At 46.4% G+C, this 26075-nt stretch carries 21 protein-coding genes and 1 other annotated feature; of the genes, 2 read left to right on the forward strand and 19 right to left on the reverse strand.

The window, feature by feature from the left end; genetic code table 11:
* Positions 1 to 221: 221 nt before the first annotated feature.
* From pyrE to pyrR, 7 genes are all read right to left on the reverse strand, one after another.
* Positions 222 to 863, reverse strand: coding sequence for an orotate phosphoribosyltransferase (gene pyrE, locus MKY23_RS19350; protein WP_090923728.1), 642 nt, complete (start codon positions 861 to 863; stop codon positions 222 to 224).
* Positions 860 to 1600, reverse strand: a complete 741-nt coding sequence (gene pyrF, locus MKY23_RS19355; RefSeq protein WP_339831506.1) for an orotidine-5'-phosphate decarboxylase — start codon at positions 1598 to 1600, stop codon at positions 860 to 862. The genes pyrE and pyrF overlap by 4 nt, the downstream gene beginning before the upstream one ends.
* Before the next feature lie 106 nt (positions 1601 to 1706).
* On the reverse strand, positions 1707 to 4922 hold the full coding sequence (gene carB / locus MKY23_RS19360) for a carbamoyl-phosphate synthase large subunit (RefSeq protein ID WP_339831508.1): 3216 nt from the start codon (positions 4920 to 4922) through the stop codon (positions 1707 to 1709).
* A 1-nt stretch (position 4923) separates the two neighbouring features.
* Entirely contained in the window at positions 4924 to 6066 is a 1143-nt protein-coding gene (carA, locus tag MKY23_RS19365; RefSeq protein ID WP_090923731.1) for a glutamine-hydrolyzing carbamoyl-phosphate synthase small subunit, read from the reverse strand.
* Positions 6067 to 6461: 395 nt separating this feature from the next.
* Positions 6462 to 7766, reverse strand: a complete 1305-nt coding sequence (locus MKY23_RS19370; protein ID WP_154888150.1) for a dihydroorotase — start codon at positions 7764 to 7766, stop codon at positions 6462 to 6464.
* Between the two features lie 127 nt (positions 7767 to 7893).
* Positions 7894 to 8808, reverse strand: coding sequence for an aspartate carbamoyltransferase catalytic subunit (locus tag MKY23_RS19375; RefSeq protein WP_090923733.1), 915 nt, complete (start codon positions 8806 to 8808; stop codon positions 7894 to 7896).
* Entirely contained in the window at positions 8805 to 9368 is a 564-nt protein-coding gene (gene pyrR / locus MKY23_RS19380) for a bifunctional pyr operon transcriptional regulator/uracil phosphoribosyltransferase PyrR (RefSeq protein ID WP_154888148.1), read from the reverse strand. Before pyrR ends, MKY23_RS19375 begins: the two co-directional genes overlap by 4 nt.
* A gap of 686 nt (positions 9369 to 10054) precedes the next feature.
* Here pyrR and MKY23_RS19385 point away from each other — a divergent pair.
* Positions 10055 to 12730, forward strand: a complete 2676-nt coding sequence (locus tag MKY23_RS19385) for a YhgE/Pip domain-containing protein (RefSeq protein WP_339831517.1) — start codon at positions 10055 to 10057, stop codon at positions 12728 to 12730.
* A 141-nt stretch (positions 12731 to 12871) separates the two neighbouring features.
* Here MKY23_RS19385 and MKY23_RS19390 read toward each other — a convergent pair whose 3' ends face one another.
* The 8 genes from MKY23_RS19390 to lspA form a co-directional block, all read right to left on the reverse strand.
* Positions 12872 to 14179: a DUF6080 domain-containing protein gene (locus MKY23_RS19390; protein WP_154888144.1), complete on the reverse strand. Its 1308-nt coding sequence runs from the start codon at positions 14177 to 14179 to the stop codon at positions 12872 to 12874.
* Positions 14180 to 14229: 50 nt separating this feature from the next.
* Positions 14230 to 14532 carry an EamA family transporter gene (locus MKY23_RS19395; RefSeq protein ID WP_154888639.1) on the reverse strand — a complete coding sequence of 101 codons (303 nt, stop codon included), beginning with the start codon at positions 14530 to 14532 and terminating at the stop codon, positions 14230 to 14232.
* Positions 14533 to 14536: 4 nt separating this feature from the next.
* The gene (locus MKY23_RS19400) at positions 14537 to 14866 is read right to left on the reverse strand and encodes an EamA family transporter (RefSeq protein WP_244159410.1); all 330 of its coding nucleotides are present in this window, start codon (positions 14864 to 14866) and stop codon (positions 14537 to 14539) included.
* Positions 14854 to 15486, reverse strand: a complete 633-nt coding sequence (locus tag MKY23_RS19405; protein WP_154888142.1) for an HAD family hydrolase — start codon at positions 15484 to 15486, stop codon at positions 14854 to 14856. The genes MKY23_RS19400 and MKY23_RS19405 overlap by 13 nt, the downstream gene beginning before the upstream one ends.
* Before the next feature lie 33 nt (positions 15487 to 15519).
* On the reverse strand, positions 15520 to 16431 hold the full coding sequence (locus tag MKY23_RS19410; RefSeq protein ID WP_154888140.1) for a decaprenyl-phosphate phosphoribosyltransferase: 912 nt from the start codon (positions 16429 to 16431) through the stop codon (positions 15520 to 15522).
* Positions 16432 to 16611: 180 nt separating this feature from the next.
* Entirely contained in the window at positions 16612 to 17865 is a 1254-nt protein-coding gene (locus MKY23_RS19415; RefSeq protein WP_154888138.1) for an LL-diaminopimelate aminotransferase, read from the reverse strand.
* 110 nt (positions 17866 to 17975) lie between these two features.
* Positions 17976 to 18878, reverse strand: coding sequence for an RluA family pseudouridine synthase (locus tag MKY23_RS19420; RefSeq protein WP_251507441.1), 903 nt, complete (start codon positions 18876 to 18878; stop codon positions 17976 to 17978).
* 52 nt (positions 18879 to 18930) lie between these two features.
* Entirely contained in the window at positions 18931 to 19425 is a 495-nt protein-coding gene (gene lspA, locus MKY23_RS19425; protein ID WP_090923795.1) for a signal peptidase II, read from the reverse strand.
* 233 nt (positions 19426 to 19658) lie between these two features.
* Here lspA and MKY23_RS19430 point away from each other — a divergent pair, with 233 nt between their 5' ends.
* Complete coding sequence (locus MKY23_RS19430; RefSeq protein ID WP_339831527.1) at positions 19659 to 20396, forward strand: TraR/DksA C4-type zinc finger protein; 738 nt, start codon at positions 19659 to 19661, stop codon at positions 20394 to 20396.
* A 31-nt stretch (positions 20397 to 20427) separates the two neighbouring features.
* On the opposite strand, the gene MKY23_RS19435 is transcribed toward MKY23_RS19430, so the two are convergent.
* From MKY23_RS19435 to MKY23_RS19450, 4 genes are all read right to left on the reverse strand, one after another.
* Positions 20428 to 20793: a DUF5665 domain-containing protein gene (locus MKY23_RS19435; protein WP_090923742.1), complete on the reverse strand. Its 366-nt coding sequence runs from the start codon at positions 20791 to 20793 to the stop codon at positions 20428 to 20430.
* A 179-nt stretch (positions 20794 to 20972) separates the two neighbouring features.
* Entirely contained in the window at positions 20973 to 24071 is a 3099-nt protein-coding gene (ileS, locus tag MKY23_RS19440; RefSeq protein WP_154888131.1) for an isoleucine--tRNA ligase, read from the reverse strand.
* Positions 24072 to 24187: 116 nt separating this feature from the next.
* Positions 24188 to 24479, reverse strand: a binding site (T-box leader).
* A 57-nt stretch (positions 24480 to 24536) separates the two neighbouring features.
* Positions 24537 to 25046, reverse strand: a complete 510-nt coding sequence (locus MKY23_RS19445) for a DivIVA domain-containing protein (protein WP_090923744.1) — start codon at positions 25044 to 25046, stop codon at positions 24537 to 24539.
* A 240-nt stretch (positions 25047 to 25286) separates the two neighbouring features.
* The gene (locus MKY23_RS19450) at positions 25287 to 26069 is read right to left on the reverse strand and encodes a YlmH/Sll1252 family protein (protein WP_154888129.1); all 783 of its coding nucleotides are present in this window, start codon (positions 26067 to 26069) and stop codon (positions 25287 to 25289) included.
* Between the last annotated feature and the right edge of the window lie 6 nt (positions 26070 to 26075).

Raw genomic sequence — 26075 nt, forward strand, 5'->3', positions numbered from 1 at the left:
GTTCCATGCTACACTGAATTATAAACGACTGCTCTCCACTAAAAGTTACAAGCTTTTTACAACGTCAGTGTGAAAAAGTTAATATTTTGATGAACATAACAAAAAAGCACCCCAAGTTACGGGATGCCTCTTGATTATTCGATAGTTTTGCCGTCATTACGGGAATCATTACAATTTTGATACCGTTTGCTGAGCAACAGTTTATTGTTGATGGGATGATATTATTTACCAAATGAAGAAGGATCTTCACGCCACGATTGAAGCAGTGCAAAATCGCTCTCTTGAATGGTTCCTTGAGCCAACGCAACATCCATCAGCGCTGTATAATTGGACAGCGTTTGTAGAGGTATGCCGGCTTCCTCGAACGCTTTCACACCTTTATCCAGCTGATAGCTGAAAATCGCAAGAACTGCGAGTGGTGTCGCTCCTGCTACGCGTACAGCTTCTGCCGCTTTAATCGAACTTCCTCCGGTTGAAATTAAATCCTCGATCACGACTACTTTCTGTCCTTCGCTGATTAAACCTTCAATCAGATTTTCCTTGCCGTGACCTTTCGCTTTATCTCGAATATAGGCCATTGGCAGATTCAGCTTCTGAGCTACCCATGCAGCGTGTGGAATGCCGGCGGTCGCTGTACCTGCAATCACTTCAGCATCTGGATATTGATCACGAATGATTGCGGCAAAAGCTTCGGCAATATCGTTACGAATCTCAGGATAAGACATGGTCAGACGATTATCACAATAAATTGGTGATTTGATGCCGGATGTCCATGTGAATGGTTGCTGTGGACGCAGTGCCACCGCCTTTATTTTTAGCAACTGAGAAGCGATATGGTTTGGAATTTGGCTAAGTTCGATCATACGTTCAACATCTCCTTCAAAATGGTCTCTGCCGCTTCACGCGGGTTTGGTGCACCGGTAATGGGTCTGCCCACAACGATGTAATGACTGCCTCTGCTAATAGCTTCACCTGGTGTCAGGACACGTGTCTGGTCACCAAGACCACTGCCTGCTGGACGAATACCGGGGGTTACCGTGCGAAAATCACTGCCACATGCTACCCGGATTGCTGGCACTTCGAGCGGAGAAGCCACCACACCATCCAGCCCGGCCTCCTGAGCCAGCCCGGCATAACGAACTACCGCTTGCTCTACACTCCCAGGGATACCGATCTCGTTATTCATCGTTTCCAGACTGGTGCTGGTCAATTGTGTCACAGCGATAATCTCAGGTTTTTTCAGCGAAGGATATGCAGCAAGGGCAGCTTCCGCGCCTTCACGTGCTGCACGCATCATGCTGGCCCCACCCGCCGCATGTACATTAAACATGTCCACTCCAAGACGTGTGATGCTTTCGGCTCCGCCACGCACGGTGTTTGGAATATCATGCATTTTCACGTCAAGAAACACGGAGTACCCTCTCGCTTTCAATTCCCGAATAAAGTCCGGACCCGCTGCATAGAACAACTGCATGCCAACCTTGAGATAACAAGGAATACCCTCAAGAGCCTGTACCAGTTTCTGTGCCTCATCTGCCCCCGGATAATCGAGTGCAACCATCAGACGACCAGCCATTTCATTGAAATTCGGGTGATTCATATCCCAGCGCCCCTTCCGCGTGCTCATTTTTTCCGTTTTTGCCCGATATAAAGGACATCCCGCCAGCCCGCAGGCTGACTGATGTCCTTCATCAAGTGACTATTCATTATACAAAGGCTGGCATAGCCTCCGAGGAGAAGTTGATCGTTTGTAGCATAATCAGCAACGCACGAATGGTATCCAGGGAAGTCATACATACCACACCATTCTCAACCGCTTCACGGCGGATACGGAATCCATCACGTTGTGGCGTTTTACCTTTAGTCAAGGTATTGAACACAAAGTTCGCTTCACCACTGCGGATCATATCGAGAATGTTAGGTGAGCCTTCGCTCAATTTGTTCACAACGGTTACTGGAATGTTAGCCGCTTGAAGCGCAGCTGCCGTTCCGCCAGTTGCCATGATTTTGTATCCCAGTCTGTAGAAACCTTCGAGCAAAGGTACTGCTTCGTCCTTGTCTTTGTCTGCGACAGTGACCACAATGGCTCCAGTTGCTGGAATTTTCATTCCCGCACCGATCAGACCTTTAAACAGAGCTTTGGCATAGTTCGGGTCACGTCCCATAACCTCACCTGTTGATTTCATCTCAGGTCCGAGAGTCGGTTCAACACGGCGCAACTTCGCGAAGGAGAACACAGGTACTTTTACCGATACGTGATCCGCTTCCGGCCACAGACCATCTACATAACCCAGGTCTTTCAGTTTCACACCCAAGATCGCTTGTGTTGCTAGGTTCGCCATTGGAATGTTGGTTACTTTACTCAGGAAAGGAACCGTCCGGGAAGAACGCGGGTTAACCTCGATAACATAAACCTGACCCTCGTGGATAACAAACTGAATGTTAACCAGACCGATGGTTTTCAGTTCCTTGGCAATTTTGATCGTGATCTCTACAATTTTTTCTTTCAGATCTGCCGACAGATGCTGCGGTGGGTATACCGCAATCGAGTCACCAGAGTGTACCCCTGCGCGTTCGATATGCTCCATGACGCCTGGAACCAGTACCGTTTCACCGTCACAGATGGCGTCTACTTCCACCTCTTTACCCAGCATGTAACGGTCGATCAGAACCGGATGCTCTGGATTGATTTTCACCGCTTGCTCCATGTAAGTCAAGAGTTCCGCATCGGAGTATACAATCTCCATTGCACGACCACCCAGGACATAAGAAGGACGAACGAGTACAGGGTATCCAAGTGATTGAGCTGTTTCCACAGCATCATCTACGGAAGTGACCGTTTTACCTTTTGGCTGTGCAATCTCTAGACGGGAGAGCAGGCGTTCGAACTTCTTGCGATCCTCTGCTTCATCAATGCTTTCCAGATCCGTTCCAAGGATCGTTACTCCTGCATTGCGCAGCGGTGCTGCCAGGTTGATTGCCGTTTGACCACCGAACTGAACGATAACTCCTACCGGTTGCTCTTGTTCAATGACGTTCATGACATCCTCGAAGAACAGCGGTTCGAAGTACAAGCGGTCAGAAGTGTTAAAGTCTGTGGATACAGTCTCCGGGTTATTATTGATAATAACCGCCTCGTATCCTGCTTTCTGCAAAGCCCATACTGCATGTACTGTGGAGTAGTCGAACTCAATACCTTGCCCGATCCGGATCGGGCCGGAACCAAGCACCACCACTTTTTTCTTGTCCGAAGGCAGCACTTCATTTTCTGTCTCATATGTCGAGTAGTAGTAAGGTGTTGTCGCTTCGAACTCAGCCGCACAGGTATCTACCATTTTGTAAACCGGACGAAGGTTCTCCTCTTCACGACGTGCTCTGACTTCTGCTTCGGTCGTCAATGTGCTTCCAGGTTGACCTTCGGCACGCAATTCAGCGATAGCACGGTCCGTAAAACCAAGACGTTTCGCTTGATAGAGCGTTTCGGAAGTCAATTCGGATTCTGCGCGAACACGGTCTTCGAACTTAATGAGCCCTTCGATTTTATCCAGGAACCACCAGTCGATCTTGGTCAGATCCTGCAGTTGTTGCAGCGTATAACCTCTACGGAATGCTTCCGCGATCAGGAACATGCGCTCATCGTCTGCTTTCATCAGACGTTCGTTCAGCGTCGTTTCATCCAGTGTTTCTGCACCTTTCAGGTACAGACGGTGTACACCGATCTCCAAGGAACGAACCGCTTTGTGAATGGACTCTTCAAATGTACGTCCAATCGCCATCACTTCGCCTGTTGCTTTCATCTGTGTACCCAGTTTCCGGTTCGCCGATGTGAACTTGTCGAACGGCCAGCGTGGAATTTTGCTTACGATATAGTCAAGTGTTGGCTCAAAGCAAGCGTAGGTTTGGCCTGTAACCGGGTTAACGATCTCATCCAGTGTGTAACCCATCGCGATTTTGGCAGCCATTTTCGCAATCGGATAACCTGTTGCTTTGGAAGCCAGCGCCGATGAACGGCTTACACGCGGGTTAACCTCGATTACGTAATATTGGAAGCTGTGCGGATCGAGCGCGAACTGAACGTTACATCCTCCCTCAATATTCAGGGCACGGATGATTTTCAGGGAAGCGGAACGCAGCATTTGGTATTCACGGTCAGACAACGTTTGGCTTGGAGCCACAACGATACTGTCACCTGTATGAACGCCTACCGGGTCAAAGTTTTCCATGTTGCAAACTACGATGCAGTTATCGTTTTTGTCACGCATAACCTCGTACTCGACTTCTTTCATACCGGCGATGCTCTTCTCTACCAGACATTGACCAATCGGGCTGTAACGAATTCCGGCTGCTACGGTTTCGCGCAGTTCTTCTTCGTTTGCACAGATTCCGCCGCCTGTTCCGCCAAGGGTATAGGCCGGACGTACGATGATTGGATAACCGATCTCACCAGCAAATTCCAGCGATTCTTCCAGCGTTGTAACGATGACACTTTCTGGTACGGGTTGTTCCAGTTCACGCATCAGATCACGGAACAGATCGCGGTCTTCCGCTTTCTCGATGGACGTCAGTTGTGTTCCGAGCAATTTCACGTTTTCACGTTCAAGCACACCCGCACGTGCGAGTTCAACAGCCATGTTCAGACCTGTTTGGCCGCCCAGTGTTGGCAACAAGCCGTCCGGACGTTCCTGACGAATGATTTGGGTTACAAAATCCAGCGTAATTGGCTCAATGTACACTTTGTCAGCCATATTGGTGTCCGTCATGATTGTTGCAGGGTTACTGTTAATGAGTACAACTTCCACGCCTTCTTCTTTCAGAGCCTGGCAAGCTTGCGTACCGGCATAGTCGAACTCGGCTGCTTGACCGATGACGATTGGACCGGAACCAATCACCAGGATTTTTTTGAGATCTTTGTTAATCGGCATGTTATTGCGCTCCTTTCACTGCGGCTGCCAATACGGCTTGACGCGGCTTTTGCGGGTTAGTGATCTTGTGCTCACGAATCATCTCGATGAAACGATCAAACAGGTAGCTGTTATCATAAGGTCCTGGCGCTGCCTCCGGGTGATATTGTACGGAGAAGGCAGGATATTTTTTATGTTTCAGACCTTCGATGGTCTTGTCATTATTGTTGATATGTGTAACTTCAAGATCTGTGCTCTTCACAGACTCTTCGTTTACCGTGTAACCATGGTTTTGGGATGTGATGAAGCAACGTCCACTCTCCAGTTCCTTAACCGGGTGATTGCCTCCGCGGTGTCCAAACTTGAGTTTTTCCGTGTCTGCGCCTGCTGCCAGGGCGAACAACTGGTGACCTAGGCAGATACCGAAGATCGGATATTCACCGAGCAACTCGCTGATCATGTTCACGGCATGAGGTACGTCTTTCGGGTCCCCAGGGCCGTTGGACAATTGAATGCCATCCGGGTTCAGGCGACGAATCTCGTCAGCCGTTACGTCATGAGGCACGACAACAACATCACAGTTACGTTTGCTGAGTTCACGCAAAATCCCTGTTTTTGCGCCGTAGTCGACCAGAACGATACGTTCTGCTGTTCCCGGACTGTTGTACACATGCTCTGTAGACGTCATAGGCACCTGATTACGCAATTGCTCAATCGTAGTGTCCCCCATCATCTCCAGCAGTTCTTCGACAGGTTTCGATCCTGTTGTGAGAATTCCCTTCATTGTACCGTGGTGACGAATCCGGCGAGTCAACATCCGTGTATCAATCTCGCTGATTCCTACGATGCCGTATTCTTTCAGCAGATTATCCACGCTGTACTCTGCACGCCAGTTGCTCGGCGTTGGCTCATGGCGTCGTACCACGAAACCGTGCACGTATGGACGAATCGACTCAAAGTCATCCCGGGTAATTCCGTAGTTACCGATCAATGGATACGTCATCGTTACGATCTGGCCACAGTATGAAGGATCTGAAAGTACCTCTTGATAGCCTGTAATTCCCGTATTAAAAACGACCTCTCCTGTCGTTTCACCTTCCGCACCAAATGCTTTTCCGGTGAACAGCGTGCCGTCTTCCAACAATAATCTTGCCTGTCCCTGCATCCCATTTCACTCCCTCTGTGTTTATCCAAGTTGAATTCTTGGAGTTGAACATAAGTGATGTACGTTAGCTGTAGCTTCATGGTCAGAAAACCCTGCGATCGCTGTTATCCCCGAATTACTTTAATTCCATTTTTCAAATGGAGTAATTCGGTGATAAAGGCGAGCGCTTCGCTTCTTCGGGTTCTTTCCGCCCACTCCGCAGTTACGTCCCGCGTCTATGTTCAAAAGCAGGATTCAACTTTTCTTTGTTGCGTCTATTTTGACTCAAGGCTTGACTTGCCTTGAGTTTGTTCATAAAAAGTGTTTACTGATCAAGCTTTTAGTTCGTTAAAAAATAGTTGTTATGAGTGCCATTGTATCTTTTTAACGATGTGTTACGTCAGCATGTTGCTGTTTTATTGCTCTAACGTGTTATTCCATACACTTTTGCCATCCACCCATGTTTGTACCGGCCAGCCTTTCAGCTTCCAGCCTGTGAACGGTGTGTTTCTACCTTTTGTTGCGAACGTTGCTGGGTCAACCGCCTTCTCCTGATTCAGATCAATCATCGTCAGGTCGGCAGGTGCTCCTGCTTCCAGCTTGCCCGTATCCAGTCTGAATACGCGAGCCGGATCAGCCGTCATGCGTTTTACCAGGAAGTCTAACGTCCATAATCCTGTTTCAACAAACTTCGTGTAGAGCAACGGGAAGGCCGTTTCGAATCCAACGATACCAAATGGTGCAAGCTCCATGCCCTTTGCTTTCTCTTCTTCACTATGCGGTGCATGGTCGGTTACGATCATGTCGAGGGTTCCATCCTGCAAACCTTCGATACAAGCCTGCACATCACGTGGCGAGCGTAGCGGTGGGTTCATTTTCCAATTGGCATCCATGCCTGGGATGTCTTCATCAGATAGAACGAGGTGGTGCGGACATACCTCAGCAGTCACCTTGATGCCGATCGATTTCGCCAGACGAATCAGACGAACCGATTGTTCTGTACTGACATGGCACACATGGTAGTGTACCCCTGTTGCTTCTGCTAGCAGAATGTCGCGGCCTACGTGAATGGCTTCGGACTCGTTCGGGATGCCTTTGATGCCATGGCGTTTGGAGAATTCACCTTCGGTGACATACCCGCCAACTACCAGAGAATCATCCTCACAATGGGCAATCACGGGCATATCCATGCTGGCTGCAAGGCTCATAGCATCCTTCATCATTTGCGCATTCTGTACACCTACGCCGTCGTCCGTGAAGCCAATCGCACCCGCTTCTTTTAATGCGGCAAAGTCGGTCAATTCACGGCCTAGTTCGTTTTTGGTAATCGCCGCATAGGGCAACACTTTAACCAGATCTGCTTCCTTCGCTTTGTTCAGTACCAGTTCTACAACCTCAGGTGTGTCGGTTACCGGTCTTGTATTTGGCATGCAGGCAATGGTTGTAAACCCGCCTTGTGCAGCGGAGAGAGCTCCTGTTTCGATCGTCTCTTTATGTTCGAATCCAGGCTCGCGTAGATGCACGTGCATATCGATTAATCCAGGGATCACCAGCTTGCCTGATGCATCCGTTACCTGCTCTGCTGACTTCTCGGCGTTCCGTACGATTTCATCTTCCGGGCCAGCGATCGTTTTAATTTTACCTTCTTCTATAAGAATGGTTTTCCGTTCAAGTTCCCCTTGTTGATTCAAGACGTTTGCGTTTTTTATCACCTGTACCATAATTGCCCTCCGCTTCGGTTCTGTCCAGCAGGGTAGATCCGCTAGATGAATGTTTTATCGTCTACTCTCTCTTCATTGGTGTGCAAGAACATCGTCTCGCCAGCCTATGACTCTATGCTAGGCCCTGTTACAGCTTCATCGCACGTTCCATAACCGCCATGCGGATCGGAACTCCGTTTGCCATCTGTGGGAAAATTCGTGAAGCTTCGCTCTCTACAACCGCATCATCCACTTCAACGTTACGGTTCACAGGTGCAGGGTGCATAATAATCGTACTTGGCTTCAGGCGTGATGCCCGTTCTTCCGTCAATCCGTAGTGTTCGCGATAATCCTCAGCTGAAGTGATCAGGCCATGTTGATGACGTTCCAGTTGAACCCTGAGCATCATGACTACATCAGCATCCAGCGCTTCTTCAAGACCTACATAAGGTGCGTGCTCTGCAAGCTCTGGCGCCTGCATTGTTTGCGGTGCGCAGAAACGTACATCTGCACCAAACTTTTGCAGTGCCCACAAGTTAGAGCGTGCTACCCGGCTATGCATGATATCTCCGATGATTGAGACACGTAAACCTTTCAGTTCACCAAATGCCTTCCGCATCGTGTAGAGATCAAGGAGCGCCTGCGTCGGATGCTCATTATTGCCATCTCCCGCATTCACTAGCGGCACACTGACCTTCTGAGCCAGTTGTTGCAAGACACCAGCCGGTTTCAAGCGAATGACCCCTGCATCGATCCCCATGGATTCAAGTGTTCGAACCGTGTCGTAGATCGACTCGCCCTTTTCTACACTTGACGCAGCTGCTGTGAAGTTCAACACTTGAGCTCCCAGTCGCTTCTCTGCCATTTCAAATGAAAATCGGGTGCGGGTACTGTTCTCGAAGAACATGTTCGCTACAAAGCGGGACTCAAGGACCGGAACGAGTTTTTCCTTCTGTGCTTCCCAGTGGGCTGCACGATTCAGAATCGACTCGATCTCGTCACGGCTAATGTCTTTTAATCCAAGCAAGCTTCGGTCTTTCAGCGCTGTCTGTGTAATCATCATGCCTGCTCCCCTCGGTTCTGTATGATTTTGACCTCATCCTGTCCGTCTGTCTCCATGAGTGCAACCTCGATCTCTTCTGATTTGGATGTCGGCACGTTTTTGCCAATAAAATCAGGTCTGATCGGTAGTTCCCGGTGCCCACGGTCTGCAAGTACTGCCAGCTGTATGTTCTGTGGTCTTCCACAGTCCATGAGCGCATCCATCGCAGCTCGTATTGTGCGTCCGGTGTACAGCACATCATCGAACAAAATCACTTTTTTGTTATGAATGGAAAGTGATTCAGGTGTCATAATCAACAGTTCCTTGCGATTCGTCTGGTTATCATCCAGTCGGTCATCACGATAGAGGGTTACATCAAGTTCTCCCCAGGGAACTTTGGCGCCTTCAATTTCTTCGATCTTGGCGGCGATTCGTTCGGCCAGATACACTCCGCGGGTGCGGATTCCAACCAGCACGCAATCGTCGATGCCTTTGTTCTTCTCCAATATTTCATGGGCAATCCTTGTCAATGCGCGGCGAATCGCCGTTTCATCCATAATGACATGTGTCTCTGTGCTCATGCGTTCAGCCTCCTCAGGATTTTCCTTCGAAACCATGGCCCCGTGACGAGGAGAACAAAAAAGACTCCTTGCCGTGTTTATTGGCAAGGAGTCTCCGAACTTCAGACGTCGCTGAAGAAAGTTTACTCTCGGGATGCATCATTATATCTGCCGCAGCAAATAAATGATGAATCGTTCACGTTACCTTGCCAGTCTCACGGGACTGATTTAAAGGTGCTATTCATGTCGTTCATATGAGGAACCTCACAGAGTTCTATCTCAATATGCCCGTTTGTCTTCATGAATTATGACAGAAAGACAACCCTCTGTCAACACCTCACCATCGCAGGTGCAAATCCTCTGCTTCGTCTTATTAGAATCAGCATTTAGGCGACAAAACATCCATGTCACATCACATGTCATTCGTCATTTATAATTATACAACAAACCTGCATATTTATCCATAGACAATTACAACCTGTTTTTAATCCAAATAACACCACCTGTCCCCTATTTTCAAACACTTCTCCTGAATCTATGAAGTTGATGAATCAGTCTCCTTTCAATTGGGGAAGTTTATACACACGTTCATTTATTAAATCCGCCTTTTTTCCGATATACATATAGCTTAGGGAGTAAAAACATAAGGAAGGTGACCCTATCCCTCCACTGTTATAGCTCCCTTCATTATTTTGAAGGAGGACACCATGCGTCACATATGGCAAATTTACAAGACAGACTGGCTACATATTTTCAAAGTACCCACAGGTGTATTTCTGATCGTCGCAATCATATTACTGCCAGGTGTATACGACTGGGTAAATGTCAAATCCGTTTGGGACCCGTACAGTAATACACAAGGCATCAAAATCGCCGTAACTAGTGAAGACAAGGGTGCCACGGTTACGGGTACTGCCATTAATATTGGCGATGAGTTAATGAATAGTTTAAGTCACAACCACAAGCTGGGATGGACATTTGTGAATCAAGCCGAAGCTAACCGAGGTGTTCAGACCGGTGAGTATTATGCCAGCCTGCTCATTCCTGCTGATTTTTCATCACGGATCACGGGCATTGTGGATGGAAAACTGGATCGACCGGAAGTCATATACACAGTCAATGAAAAGGTCAATGCCATCGCTCCCAAAATAACCGGTTCGGGCGTATCCGCCATTACAACGCAGATTAATGAGAATTTTACTGAAGCCGTCAGTGAAGCAGTGCTTACCAAGCTGAAGGAAGCTGGCGTAGAGATTAATGCACAGTTGCCAACGCTACGCAAAATGGAAAGTGGCATCTTTTTGCTGGAGAAAAATCTGCCTGAAATCCAGACAGCTGGTCAGAAAGTGCTCGAAGTTGACCCAGCCATGCCGGAGATTGTAAAACAGGCTCATAAAATTGTTGAATTAGAGAAAAGACTGCCTGAAATTAATGAAGCTGCTGGATATGTACTAAAAGTACAGCAATATTGGCCTCAGATTAAAGCGGCTGCTTCAGAGGTGGTAGCCTTACAAGATCGAATACCGGAAATAGAGCAAGCCGTCGCCCGCATTCAAGAGGTTGATGCCAACTTCGGACAAGTTTCTGGAGTGATTCAAACCGCCCTGGATAAGACCAATCAAGCTCTTGCTATCGTTTCTGATGCTGAGCAGGATTTGGATAAGGTGTCCGAAATTTCTGATAACGCAGTGCAGTTTGCTAATGGATTAAATCAATTTGCAAGTTCCAGTCAGGAAGCTTTCCAATCGATTACGCCAACGATTCGGCAAAATCTGATGTTCGTGCAACAAATAACAAACGTAGCTGGCGATATGTTCGAACAATTAAAAGGAACCGATTGGAGTAAGTTGCCAAGCGCTGATGACATCGACCGTCTTACTTCTCGTCTAGGCACTGCAGTAAAAATCATGGATAGTATGTCTGATCTGTTAGGCAAAATCAATGCTCTATTGCCCTCTCATCCACTGGCAACAAGGATACAGCAATTACAAACGATATCCGAACAACTTCAGCAACAAATAAAACTGGCCGGGATCATCAGTACAGCCTTGCGTGAGAATACAATCCCTCCCGCAGATGTTGTTGCCCGATTAAATGAAATGAATAGAAACATTAACACCGGGATCGATCGCTTCCTAAGCACCTTTGATAGCCAGATTGTTCCTGCGCTTACGGATGCAACCGATCAGCTAAAGTCTGTTCTCTCTACGTCAGCTAATACGTTGCAAGCAGCAAAGGAGCGTCTTCCCGACATTGCAGCAATTCTCGCTACAGCGAAGGAAGGCATTCAATTTGGTCAAACGGAGCTGGAAAAAATTCAGGGTGATCTACCCGACATTCAGGCTAAGGTGCATGAGATTTCACAAACCGTTGGCACTAAGAGTGAATCCTTTATCCGTGCTTGGAATGTGGTGTCTTCCCTTATTCAACGTGATCTGCCCAAGCTGGAGGATAAATTAAATGCGGCTGCCGATTTTGTTCGTAATGATCTGCCTCAGGCTGAGAAGCAAATTAGCAAAGCGTCCAGCTTTGTGCAGCATCAACTGCCCGATGTGCAACAAGGAGTACATCGCGTAGCTACTCTTGTTCGTAAGGACTTGCCAGAGCTGGAACGTGCAATCCGCAAGGCTGCCGAGAAATTAAGAGAAGTCGAGGGCAATAATCAATTTGCCGAGCTCGCCAAATTGTTGAGGGGGGATATTGAAGAGGAAAGTGCATTCCTCGCGAGTCCAGTACAGATTAAGGAACAACACCTCTACCCCATTCCGAATTACGGTTCAGCGATGTCACCATTCTATGCCGTATTATCACTATGGGTAGGTTCAACATTGTTAATATCCCTGTTGCGTGCGGAAGCAGAAAACCCGGAGGGCACATACCGCGGATATGAACTGTATCTCGGTCGCCTAGCTACTTTCTTAACCGTTGGTTTATTGCAGGCGATATGTGTTACAGCGGGAGACATCTGGATTCTGGGAACGTATGTCGCAGATCAATGGTTTTTTATTGTATTTGCCATGCTAGTGAGTGCAGTGTTTGTCACGATCACATATACGCTTTTATCTGTATTCGGTAATATTGGCAAAGGCATCGCTATTATCTTCATGGTGTTTCAGTTCTCCAGTTCGGGTGGTACTTTCCCGATCAGCATGACTTCGCCCTTTTTTCAAGCTTTAAATCCGTTCATGCCGTTCACTTATGCTATCAGTCTGCTACGTGAAGCTGTCGGTGGTATTCTATGGTCAACAGCCATAAAGGACATCCTGTGGTTATGTCTGTTCATAGCGCTTAGTCTTATTCTTGCTCTCTTGTTAAAACGACCATTAAGCAGCTTAACAAAACGTTCTGCTGAAAATGCGAAAAAAACGAAAATCATTGCTTGATTTGTGTATTTAGCAGTACCTGAGCTTCGCAAAAAAGGCCTCTTGAACGTAAGTTCAAGAAGCCTTTTTCTTTTTGTATTACTACACAGGATATCATCATGTGCTGTGCCACGCTGTTCTTTCAATTCTTTCCCGATCTGCTCATCGCTGTGCTGAACGTTGCTGTTCCAGCTGTTCATAAGATTGTTTAATCGTCGACAGGGTTTCAAAATGACGATAGATGTTGTTGCCAATCGTGACGAGCAAGGATGCTACGAGCAGTCCAATCACTACTTTTTTACCCAACCCGGAGCGCAGACTGCTGATAAACATACCACCAAGCAGATAAAAAGCAAACAAATAATGTCCGGCATACAGGTACATATCATACTGATACACAGCTAGCCCGAATCCTACAACAAGGTGAAGCAGGAAAGCAAATATAATGTACGGCATTAACGTCCACACACTGCGCTCGCGTATACCACGAATGAAACCTGCTAGCGCAAGGAACAAAAGAAATATACCCGTAATTTGAACATAAAGCGGATTAGAGCGGGTAAGGTCTGTGACAAATGCGACCATACCCGGATCAAGCAAGTACACTTGGGGAGATAACATCGGATTGATGGTCAGCAATACCAACGCTTTATAATGTGCCGCCCACTGGAAAGGTGTCGCATAACTCGTGCCCCCATTTTGAATACCTAACAACCAGTTGCTTATCCAGCTTCGGCCGCCAAATGCAACATACTGAATGGCTGTTAACACCACAATCATCAGTACGGCGAGTGACATAATGCCGATATATTTTTTCCAACCTGCCTTACTACGCCATGCCTGCATATTAAAGAAGACAGCTCCGGCAAACGGTACGATATTAGTCGAAGTTAATCCAAAGTTAATTGTCGCAAGTAGTGCATTCGGGACATAACGGACGTCCTGCTGTGCCCGCGAATACTGCAAGTACAGAACAGACAGAAGAATAACAAACTGCACATACGGATACGAGTCCGGGATAAAAGCTGTAAACATAAGGTACGAGCTGAACCCGAACAGCAACGCGAACAACAACGGTGTATGTGAGGATTTATTTTCATTTTGGCTTAGAAACACAAAGACCAGAACAACTGAGCCTGCATTCACAAGGGATTGTAAAATCAGAAAAAACCAATTGCCCCCCAGCAGCTTGGAAATAGCTCCGAGCGTAACCGCCAAATAAGATATTAAGGGGTGAATAACCGAAGAACTGTTATCTCCGTAATACATCGAAGGATCAAAATTAAACAGGTTAAGTGGAAATACCGCTGTATTAAACGGTGTATATTTTCCCAGCATCTCTGCGTTTTGACTGATATACATAATATAAGAGCCATTCATCAAACCATAAAAAAGAGCAAAACCGGCGAACAAAACAAAAGCAGTCCAAGTCACTCTACGGTCATAAAATATGTAATCTAAAAATTTCATGCGTTCACATCCAATAGTTAATGATAAAGATTAGAATTATAAAATCCGGTCTAGATTACCAGCAAGCATAGTCCGCCCATTATACAGATAACGCCGATCCATCTCATTGGTCCTACCGTCTCCTTAAAAGCCCACCTTGCAATAATAAGGGTCCAGACATAGGTTAAAGCGTTCGCAGGCAATACCACGGTTAAAGGCAGAAACTTCAGTAATACAATGTTAAGCAATGCACCTGTTCCATAAAAACCAAGTCCGATCAGCACATGTAGTCGTTTACGACTCGTTGCGTAAAATTTCAACCCAGCCCCGCCCATTGCTCCGCATAGGGTCATCACGATTAACACAGCAATCATCCAACTATCGATCCACACTGGTTAACGTCACCCCGATTCCCAGGAGCACAACAGCCGCAAGCTTTTGTACCGTAATTTCTTCACCTAGCAAGAAATATCCATAGATTAAAGCAAACACATAACTGGCACACATGAGTGGATAGGCTACCGAGAGCTTTTCGCGCGCGAATGCCTTAATCATCAAAATGGCTCCCATGCCGTAACATAGAAAACCCACACCCATGTAGATCCACTCCGTCAATCCCCACTTCCAGAACAATTGCCCTGTCGCCGTCAGGAAAGCAGAAGCCAGCATCAACCATTTGCCCGTGTGACGTGAACCTATTTCCCCCACGTTAACGCCTCCATCTCAGGAACACGTTTATTTACAAAATACCGCTGACGCACAAGCTGCATGACGGGAAGATCAGATAAAGAATCGGAGTAGGAGCAGGATTGCTCATAATCAATTTCCATGTTTTTCTCGGCCAAATAAGCTTGAATCCGGCGTACCTTTTCTTCTCCCTTACAATTGGCACCTTCAATGGTGCAGGTATAACCATTCTCATGTCGAACAAGTTCGGTTCCGATCACATGATCGACCCAAGGGAAATTTTTGAAATACTTCATATACGCATGCGGAGAAGCCGTTACGAGCAACACGTGATATCCAGCTTCCTTCCGATGTTGCATCTCTACACTTGCCTCCGTAAATATGGAAGTTCGGAGGTGGGTCTCGAAAAAATGCTCCAGGTCTTTTTCAGACATACGTTTGATTTCTTGAAAATAGGAACGTTTAACTCGTTCAACCGTCATAATACCCGCTTTGAATAGGAAGGTATGGAATGCAATGACAGGCAGACGCCATACTTGCCAAGGATAACGTCGCACACTATAAAATACAAATTGAAACATGGAGTCACTGCGTATAATCGTTTTATCGATATCAAAGATCGCAACCTTCGTTCGTTTCACCCTGATCCCCCTCTATACTAAATCTCTCTATGATCATTCGAAAATGGCAAAAATCGTAATCACACTCACTACATACAAAATAACCGTAATCAGGATAGGCTTGTCCTCAAATAAAACCCGGTCCGGTGATCCGCCCTGATTTTTCATATGGATCAGATACAAATACCGGAACATGCCATAAATCACCAGTGGAATGGTCCACATCAGATGAATGGTGCGATCTGACGTAAAGGTGAACAGTGAATAACTGATGATGGTTGCTGTCGTGACGATCGTGTTGAACTGATCCAGTAACGTTATCGAGTAATTATCCAGCACTTTACGATGTGATCCTGTGTTGCCTTCGAGCAATGTAAGTTCATTTCTCCGTTTACCAATCGCAAGGAACAGCGATAACAACATCGTGCAAATCAGAAACCAAGGGGTGAACGGCACATGAATCAATACACCACCAGCAATTGCACGAAGCACAAAACCTGCCGCAATAGTCATCATATCCAGAATAACGAGATGTTTCAGTACAAAAGAATAAGATACGTTCAGTAGGAAATACACAATGCACAATACACCGAACAACGGATTCATCACAAAAGCAGCTCCCAAGGAAAACACAAGGAGAGCCATTCCGAATACTATTGCATGTGTAGGATTAACCTGCCCTGAAGCGATTGGACGGAATTGCTTAGTCGGATGTTGCCTATCCCGTTCCCGATCTACATAGTCGTTCAGTATATACACACATCCTGCAACAAGGCTAAATAACAGAAAGCCAATCACTGTTGAAACAATGGTCTCCGTTCGGATTTCCTCAAATGAAAATAACAATGCTGCAAATAACAGCAAATTTTTTGTCCACTGTTTAGGCCTTAGCAATTTAAATAAACCAGAAACGGTTCCAGCATTACCTACAGCAGAAGACGCGGTATCTTGCCGTGATGAAAACAATAGCAATAACTCCCTTCAACAACAATTCTAACGGATTAGTCTATACAAATAACGTAAAGACTTAATCATAAGTTGCTTGGTTATTTTTGTAAAGAGGATAAAGGATTTATTTTGACATAAAAAAGAGACCGTTTCCGGTCTCTTTTTACTCTTTATAGTCTATATTAACGCATGTTTGAATTAAAATTCAAACTCTACGTCACTCAGACGACGTTTGATTTCAGTAATAACACGTTTCTCTTCTTCTTCGCCACTCGCAATGAATGTAACGGAGAAACGAACAAAGTTACCTGCATCATCCCAAGGCACGGATGAAATCAGCTTCTCACGAATCAGGAATTGGGAGAAGTCTTCTCCTGACTCGAAGCGACGTCCACCGACCACACCTTTTGGTGCTTCAACATAAAGGAAGAAAGAACCTTTTGGTTTCTCCGCTTGGAAGCCCAGCTCGTTGAGCGCTGCAACCAGCATATCGTGACGGCGGGAATACTTTTCTGCAATTTTCTCCGTAATTTCAGGATGATTCAATCCGTAAGCCGCTGCCTTCTGAATCGCGATGAATTGACCGGAATCGTTGTTGTCCTTCACATCACTGAATGCTTTGACAACGAGAGGATTACCGGCTACGAAGCCAATTCTCCAACCTGTCATGTTGTAAGATTTGGAGAGAGAGTGCAGTTCTACACCTACATCTTTGGCTCCTGGTACAGAAAGGAAACTGAAAGGCTTTTTGCCATCATACGTCAATGCTGCATATGGAGCATCGTGCACAACAACGACATTGTATTTTTTCGCCCATTCAACGACCTCTGTAAAGAACTCCACTGTTGCACTTGCACCAGTCGGGTTATTTGGATAGTTCAGATAAAGCAATTTTGCACGTTTAGCGATATCTTCAGGAATAGCTGTCAGATCAGGCAAGAAGTTGTTCTCTTTGGTCAATTGAATATTGAATACTTCTCCACCCAAATATTTCGTGTGTGTGCCCATTACAGGATAACCAGGCACAGTCATAATCGTTACATCACCTGGATTAATGAAGCAAGAAGGTAACATTGCCAAAGCCGGTTTGGAACCGATGGAATGTACGATTTCTGTATCCGCATCAATACCATCCACATTAAATACGTTTTTCAGGTAAGCAGCTGCGGCTGTTTTGAATTCAGGAATACCATTATCGGCGTACCCGCGGTTCTCTGGTTTAGCCGCTTCTGCAGCAAGTGCAGCAACGATGCCTGCGTCAGCCATCTCGTCGGGTTCACCAACCCCAAGGTCAATCAGTTCGACATCGGGAAAGTCTTTTTTGGCCGAAGCTTTCGCACGTTTGATTTTTTCGAATTTATAGATGTTCGTGTCTTTACCATAGTTGGAGCCGCCGATACGGTCGGCAAAATTAGTTTGGATATACGTTTCCTGATATTTATCGATACTCATAATGTGTTCATCTCCTCATTTTGACGCAAATTTCTCATGTTTTAATATGAAGCATTTGAGCATTCAACACCATGGACAAAATATCCGAACATTTGTACTTTCTTCAAAGGTCAGCGGCTTCTCAGCGAAGCGAGTACATCTTCCATATCCTGCGGAATCGGTGCACTGAATTCCATGTATTCTCCTGTGGAAGGATGCACAAAACCAAGTGTTGCCGCATGCAGAGCCTGTCCATTCATTTTGATACCTTTGTTCCGCCCGTACGTCGGATCACCAACAAGAGGATGACCGATAAATTTCATATGCACCCGGATCTGATGGGTACGCCCTGTTTCGAGCTTTAACTCGAGCAAGGTATAATCGTTGATGCGCTCCGTCACTGTAAAATGAGTCACTGCATGTTTGCTGTTACGTTCGGTGACTGTGTACATTTTACGATCATTCGTGTCCCGTCCGATCGGTGCATCGATGGTACCTTGATCATGACTGAGATGCCCATGAACGAGTGCAATATAACGCCTGTTCACACTGTGCTCCTTCAACTGGGCAGCTAGTGAAGCATGCGCCCGGTCGTTTTTGGCCGCCATAATCAAGCCTGACGTATCCTTGTCAATCCGATGTACGATCCCTGGACGAAGTTCTCCGTTAATACCGGAAAGATCCTTGCAATGGTACATTAGAGCGTTCACAAGTGTTCCTGATGTATGCCCCGGTGCAGGATGTACGACCAGTCCACGTTGTTTGTTAATGACAATCAGATCACTGTCTTCATAAACCACTTCAAGCGGGATATCTTCCGCAATAATCTCCACCGCAGCAGGCTCGGGAATCTGTAATACGATCTGATCTCCTTCTGACAGCTTCGCATTGGACTTCACCAGAGCACCATTGACAGTAACTGCACCATCTGCAATCCATAGTTGCACTTGCGAGCGAGACACGTTATCTACAGCATCTGTAATATATTTATCCACACGTTCCTTCTTATGTTCAGCGGCAACGATCCATTCCATACGTTCCTCGCCATTAAATTGCTCATCGTTATTGCGTTGTTCCTCATTCAAATTACTCATGATGCTCATTCCCTTCAATCTTAGCGGCCGCTTTTTCACGACGTCCTTCCAATAATGTCTCCACAATAATCAAAGCTACCCCGATACAGATGGCCGAGTCAGCAATGTTGAAAATCGGAAACGTGTAACTCCCAAAATTAAGCTGCACAAAGTCTACAACTTCCCCCGTCAACGCACGGTCAAGGAAGTTACCAATCGCTCCTCCAAGCACTAGGCTAAGCGCTACTGGTAGCAATTTGTGCGGGGTATCTTTTACTTTTTGCAAATACCAAATCAAGGCGACAACCACAATAATGGTCACCACAATAAAGAACCAGCGTTGATCCTGCAGGATACCAAACGCTGCACCTGAATTTCGATGGGAAGTGATGACAAAAAAATTACCAATGACCGGAATTTCTTCTCTAAGCTCCATCCGGGTAGCAATCAGATACTTTGTTCCCTGATCCACTAGAAATACGATAAAAGCAAGGATATAATACACCACGTTTGTTGTCACTCCGTTCTTGTCTTTTCCAGCGATACCAAGCATTCGCCAGACTTATTTATTGTAGCACAGCTATTCAGAGATCGTCCATGACGTGGCAACCTTGTGAAGCAATATTGGCTTAGGCGGATTGGAAAAACCGATAACATTTGCCTTCTGTAATCCTGCTCCAAAAGGCACATCCTAGAACGGAGAAAAAACCGGATTCCAAATGGAATAGAAAGGGGAAAGCCATGTCACATTTTACAACCGAGCAAATGCAATCATTGCGTTCCCAGCTCTTGTCAGATAAACGGGATATCGAACACCGGTTGTCAGAGAACGAACACTACGGCCTTGGAGACTCATTAAAACTACAAACAGGTGAACTGTCACCGATTGATAATCATCCTGGTGATCTTGCCACAGAGGTATATGAACGAGAAAAAGACATCTCCTTGCTGGAGCATGATGAATTTCAACTCGAACGTATTGATTCCGCCCTGCACTCGATTGAAGAAGGTCATTACGGTACATGCGCTGTCTGCCAGCAACCGATCCCTTATGAGCGTATGGAGGCCGTTCCATACACAAAGTACTGTAAAAAGCATCAACCGGAAACTGTCGTTTCCGAAAATCGGCCTGTGGAAGAAGAGTTCCTCGCCCCATCATTTGGACGTACCAGTCTGGACGAGCGGGATGATCAGAATGGTTTTGACGGCGAAGACGCTTGGCAGATCGTGGAGAGTTGGGGCAACTCGAATTCCCCGGCAATGGCGGAAAACGGTAATATCGACAGCTATGATGTGATGGCTATTGAAGCTACGGAAGAGCTGGACGGCTTTGTTGAGGCTTACGAAAGCTTTGTCGCAACGGATATTTACGGTCACGATGTTTCGATTGTACGTAATCGTCAGTACCGACAATACCTGGAGAAGGGTGAGGGCTTAGGATTACTTGAACCCGACTCAGACGATGATGACACGTATTGAGTTTACAGGTGAGCCCTAAAGGCCTTATTTTTCAATACGTGTTCATATCAAGCTGCCTTTGTACGATTCGTACAATATCAGCAATATAATCTCCGACGATAGGGAGGTTTAATGCACCAAGAACCTGTAACACATAGATAATGGTGGCCGCGAAAAAAGTAAATCCGATGGCAATTCCTACACCTCTGGCTGCACCGGACAAGAGATTCAGCCCAATTAGCTTCCACGGCCGATTTAGCAATTCCGTATATTGGGCAATACGTGAACGCTCCAGCTCACTCGCAAGACGGTTGGTTAACGTATGTAATTCTTCAATTTTATCATGCGGTGTGTCCACCTTAGCTATTTCCGCTGTTTCTGTTGCACTGGACTCAGCTGACTTATCCTGTTTGCTCATGTTTCGCTCCAATCCTTGCATCAATATAGATCAAACGAACGTGTTACTTTTTTAAAAAGAACTGCACAATTTAATCATTGCCCGATCTGTGGAAAAACAAACAAAAACAAATGAGCCCAGCTTCAGGAATTGCCCCTTAGCTGTGGCTCATTTATTTTAATCTTACTTATTCTTGTTCACTACGCTTCAATAAAGATTCCGATGCCCTTGCCTCCGGCTTCTACTTGCTCCATGCCATCCACCTTACCAAATGTCACGTCAGTCACCAGTACATTTTCACGCAGAACATCGTCAAATGCTTCAATAGCTGCTTGAAGATCGGCATCCACATCCAGCGTCAGGCGCACTCTTTTCTCGATTGGCAGATCCAGACGTTTACGAGTATCCTGTACCGCACGAACCACTTCACGAACCCAGCCTTCTTGCTCCAGCGCCGTTGTGATCTCTGTGTTGAGGGCTACCGTCAAACCATAACCGGATGCAGAAGCAAAGCCCGATTTAGCCTGTTTCTCAACCAGCAACTCCTCATCCGTCACCTGTAGTTCCTCGCCTTCCGGAGAAACGACGTTAAATGCACCTTCCGCTACCACTTTACGGGTCTCATCCGCCGTCATGCCTTTGAACAAGTTTTGCAGGAAACCTACGTTTTTGCCGTATTTTTTACCCGCGACTTTAAGGTTCAGCTTGAGTGTAAAATCAACAAACTCGGCATCGTTATGTTCTGTACGAATTCCTTTGACGTTGATCTCTTCCTTGATGATCTCTTCATAACTTGCCAGATCAAAGCCTTTGTCAAGGGATACGATCAACTCGGACAATGGCTGACGCGTTTTGATACCAGTCTCGTTACGAACGTTACGAGCAAGCTCAACAACGCGGCGAGCTGTTTCCATATCTTGCTCCAGAGCCGCATCGATTAATGCTTCATTCGCTACAGGATAGTCATCCATATGCACACTTTCGCCCGTTGTCAGGTTGAGGTAAATATCCTCAGCCAGCATTGGAGTGAATGGCGCAACCAACTTCGCTGTAGTCACGAGCACTTCGGTAAGGGTACGGTACGCATCCAGTTTATCCTCTGTCAAACCACTTCCCCAGAAGCGATCACGGGAACGGCGGATATACCAGTTACTGAGCTCATCTACAAAGGCTTCGATCGCTTTGGAAGAGTTCAGGTAGTCGTTCACGGACAATGCTTTTTCTACCACAAGGATCAGGCTGTTCAATCTGGACAGAATCCAGCGATCTAATTTGTGAGCAGACACTTGGAATGGATGTTCCTGTGGATCGAATCCATCGATCGTTGCGTACAGCGTCAGGAATGCATGAGTGTTCACCAGCGTATCCACCATTTTGGACTTCGCTTCTCCTACGATGCCTTTGGAGAAACGTTTGCTGTTCCACGGTGCACTGTCAGACAACAACGCCCAGCGGAATGCGTCCGTACCGTACTCCTCGATAACTTCCCAAGGATCGATAACATTACCTTTGGATTTGGACATCTTTTGGCCATTTTCGTCCAGTACGTGTCCTGTTGCCATAACAGCTTTATAAGGCGCTTTGCCTGTCAAAAGTGTAGATACCGCGAGCAGGCTGTAGAACCAGCCGCGCGTTTGGTCAATCCCTTCACAGATCATATCTGCAGGATATTGTTGCTCAAACACTTCTTTATTTTCAAAAGGATAATGTTGCTGCGCAAACGGCATGGAGCCGCTGTCGAACCATACATCGATGACTTCAGGTGTACGCTTCATTTCGTATTTGCCGCAAGAGCTGAGCACCTTCACTTCATCTACATACGGCTTATGCAACTCGAGGTTTTCCGGCACATCGCCTACCGCACGCGCACGTAACTCAGCAATGCTATGAGGAGCAAACTGTTCGCCTGTCTCTTCACACACCCAGATGTTAAGCGGTGTTCCCCAGTAACGGTCACGGCTGATATTCCAGTCCACGAGATCCTCAAGGAACTTCCCAAATCGTCCTTCACGCACATGACCCGGATACCATTCCACTTCACTATTGTTTGCAATCAACTGATCCTTGATTGCTGTTGTTTGGATAAACCAGCTGTCCATAGCATAGTAGAGAAGTGGAGTATCACACCGCCAGCAGAACGGGTAGCTGTGCTCATATTTCTCTTTGCTGAACAGACGGCCATGCTCAGACAAGTATCTCACAATGTCGATGTCGCAGTCCTTCACGAAACGACCTGCAAAATCAGTAACTTGTGCTACAAACTTGCCTTCCAGGTCAACCATGTTCACAAAACTGATGCCATTCTCACGGCAGACACGGTAGTCATCTTCACCATGTGCAGGAGCCATGTGAACAATACCCGTACCACTTGCGTCTGTAACAAATCCTGCCCCCAGAATGATGTTGGTTTTCTCGGCCTCTACGTAGTTAAATGGCGGGCTGTACGTTTTACCTACCAAGTCTGCACCTTTCAGTGCACCAATGATCTCATAATCGCCTTTGCTATCTTTCATAACTTTCTCCACTAAGTTCGTCGCCATGATATACACTTCATCATTTTGACGTACACGAGAGTAGTCCATTGCCGGGTTTACAGCAAGTGCAACGTGAGAAGGCAATGTCCAAGGGGTCGTCGTCCAGGCCAATACGAATTCGCCACTGTCATCCAGCTTGAATTTTGCCGTCGCACTCAAATCTTTAACGTCCTTGTATCCTTGTGCAACTTCATGCGAACTCAATGTTGTTTGGCAAGAAGGGCAGTATGGACTTACGCGGTGACCGCGGTACAACAAACCTTTCTCATGGATCGTCGCTAGGATGTTCCACACACTCTCGATGTAGTTGTTGTCGAGGGTGATGTACGGATTATTCATATCCGTCCAGTATCCGATCCCTTCCGTCAAATCACGCCATTGCTGCTCGTATTCAAAAACACTTGCTTTACATTCGTTGATAAATTTCTCCACGCCATAATCTTCGATTTCCCACTTGTGGGAGATACCCAATTTTTTCTGAACTCCAAGCTCTACAGGTAAGCCGTGTGTATCCCATCCCGCTTTACGCACAACGCGGTAACCCTTCATCGTATTGTAACGTCCAACAAAGTCTTTAATTACACGACCAAGCACGTGACCGATATGTGGTTTACCATTGGCTGTAGGTGGGCCTTCATAAAATACGAAGTTCGGCTTGCCTTCCCGGTTCTCAATGGAGCGTTTAAACGTATTCTCCGTTTTCCATTTATCTAACACACGCAGTTCTCTTGCACGTGCTTTTTCTTTGACATCAACTCGTTGCATGCTGTTCGACTTCCTTTCTGTTGTTAAGATGAATCGATTGTAAAACATTAAACATACACCATCGTAGCTCACAGATTCCGCTCACCGTTTTAGAACACAAAAAAACCTCGTCCCTGGAAAGGGACGAGGTTCATCTCGCGTTACCACCCTAATTCTGTTCATCACAAACCACATTCAGGTTACCCCGAGTATGCTCTGTCATCAACAGCGCTTAAGCCCCGCTAAACTACTGCAGGGTACCGTTATAACGTACGGCTTACGGTTCAGCTTACACACGGCAATGCATTCACCGCTTCAGCGTCACTTCTCCGGGAGGATATTCGGCTATAACTCATCCGTTGGTTTGCACCAGACACCAACTCTCTGAGGGATGAGATCATAACGTACTGAGCCCGTCATGGAATCACTATTCAATATGAATATAGTTATAGCTTCTTTACCCGCAAAAGTCAACCGGGCAGCAGACTAATAAATCTCTTTCATCTCCCGCTCACGGTCACGCACTTCCTGCTCACGGCTCTCCAGTGCTTCCCAGCCATCCTGTGTCAGCAATTCAAGCTGAGCTTCAACGAGCGTACGGAAACGCGCACGATAGATGGATGCCTGCTTCTTCAGTTCTTCCACTTCCAAAGCAATCTTACGGGACTTGCCAAGCGCTTCGTTAACGATTCGGTCTGCATTTTTCTCTGCTTCCTTCACAATTAACTGAGCTTCCTTCTTTGCGTTATTCTTCACATCGTCAGCAGCTTCCTGCGCAATGATGATCGTTTTGCTAAGCGTCTCCTCGATGGTAGCAAAATGATCCAGCTTCTCCTGAACGGACAGCAACTGATTGCTCAGCTCCTTGTTCTCGCGAATGACGCCTTCGTAATCTTTGATGACTTGATCCAGGAATTCATTGACTTCATCCTCGTCATACCCACGCAAGCGTCGGGAGAATTCCTTGTTATGTATGTCCAGCGGCGTTAATGGCATGCTGTCCACCTCCTGTAAAAATTCCTTCTCACTATAGAGAAGGTTTGCAGCATATGGGTTCCACCCAAGGGGCCGTAAGAAAGAAACCTGAACTGGTAACTTTTTACGGAATAGCAGAATCTGCTCTCACGATCTGCAGAGATCCACATCTTGTACTTTAATGTATATCGGAAACACCGGATATTTTTTTACCTTTACGTTTAACATTTCGACAAGAATTCGGATTATCCTGCAATAACATCAAGCAAATTTACCGATCTTTACCCGGCAACGTCCCTTTTTGGTCATTCCTTCCTGTTCAAGCACCTTAAAACGACCAAATCCTTGAATGGATACCACATCTCCTGCCTTAAGCGGCTTTGAGGGGTCTTCCACCACTTTCCAGTTCACTTTACAGCGTCCTGCTTTAATTGGAATCAGTATTTTGCTACGGCTTAATCGGTGCACATCTGCACAGATACCATCCAGTCGCATCGAGGCAACGGTAATATCTATAGTGTCCAATTTCGTTGCAGACCATTTCATCTGATTCAATGGCAGTAGTTCTGTAAATACGTGCAACCGATGCACCTGATTCAATTGAAGCGATAAAAAAGCGCCGGTCTCTGCTGCCACTACAGTATGGCAGCCATCCTCCAGCACTTGAATATCTCCAATCTTGCCTCGTTTCATCCCGAGACCGAGCAGGGAACCCATATAGTCCCCATGCTCCAGTTCCGAGATTTTCTGATCGTCAGACGTAATGCTGAGGACCTGCATCCCCATATCTTCTTCATCCAGATAACGATAATCAGGAGCAATCAATGCACGCTTACGTTCAGCAGCTTCATATCCGCCATCGAAACGAACCTGAACGTCTTGGCTACGATTGACCAAGGATTGCAGAATAAACACCTGTCTTGGATCAAGGAAATCGGTGAGTTTCATATCATGAACCTTGCTCGCCCGTTCAACCCAATCGTTGGCTTTATCTACAAAGTCCCGCTCATCATGGCTAAAATGTTCGTACATATCACCGCTCATCTATGT

This window comes from Paenibacillus sp. FSL R7-0272 (assembly GCF_037969905.1).
Classification (GTDB): domain Bacteria; phylum Bacillota; class Bacilli; order Paenibacillales; family Paenibacillaceae; genus Paenibacillus; species Paenibacillus polysaccharolyticus.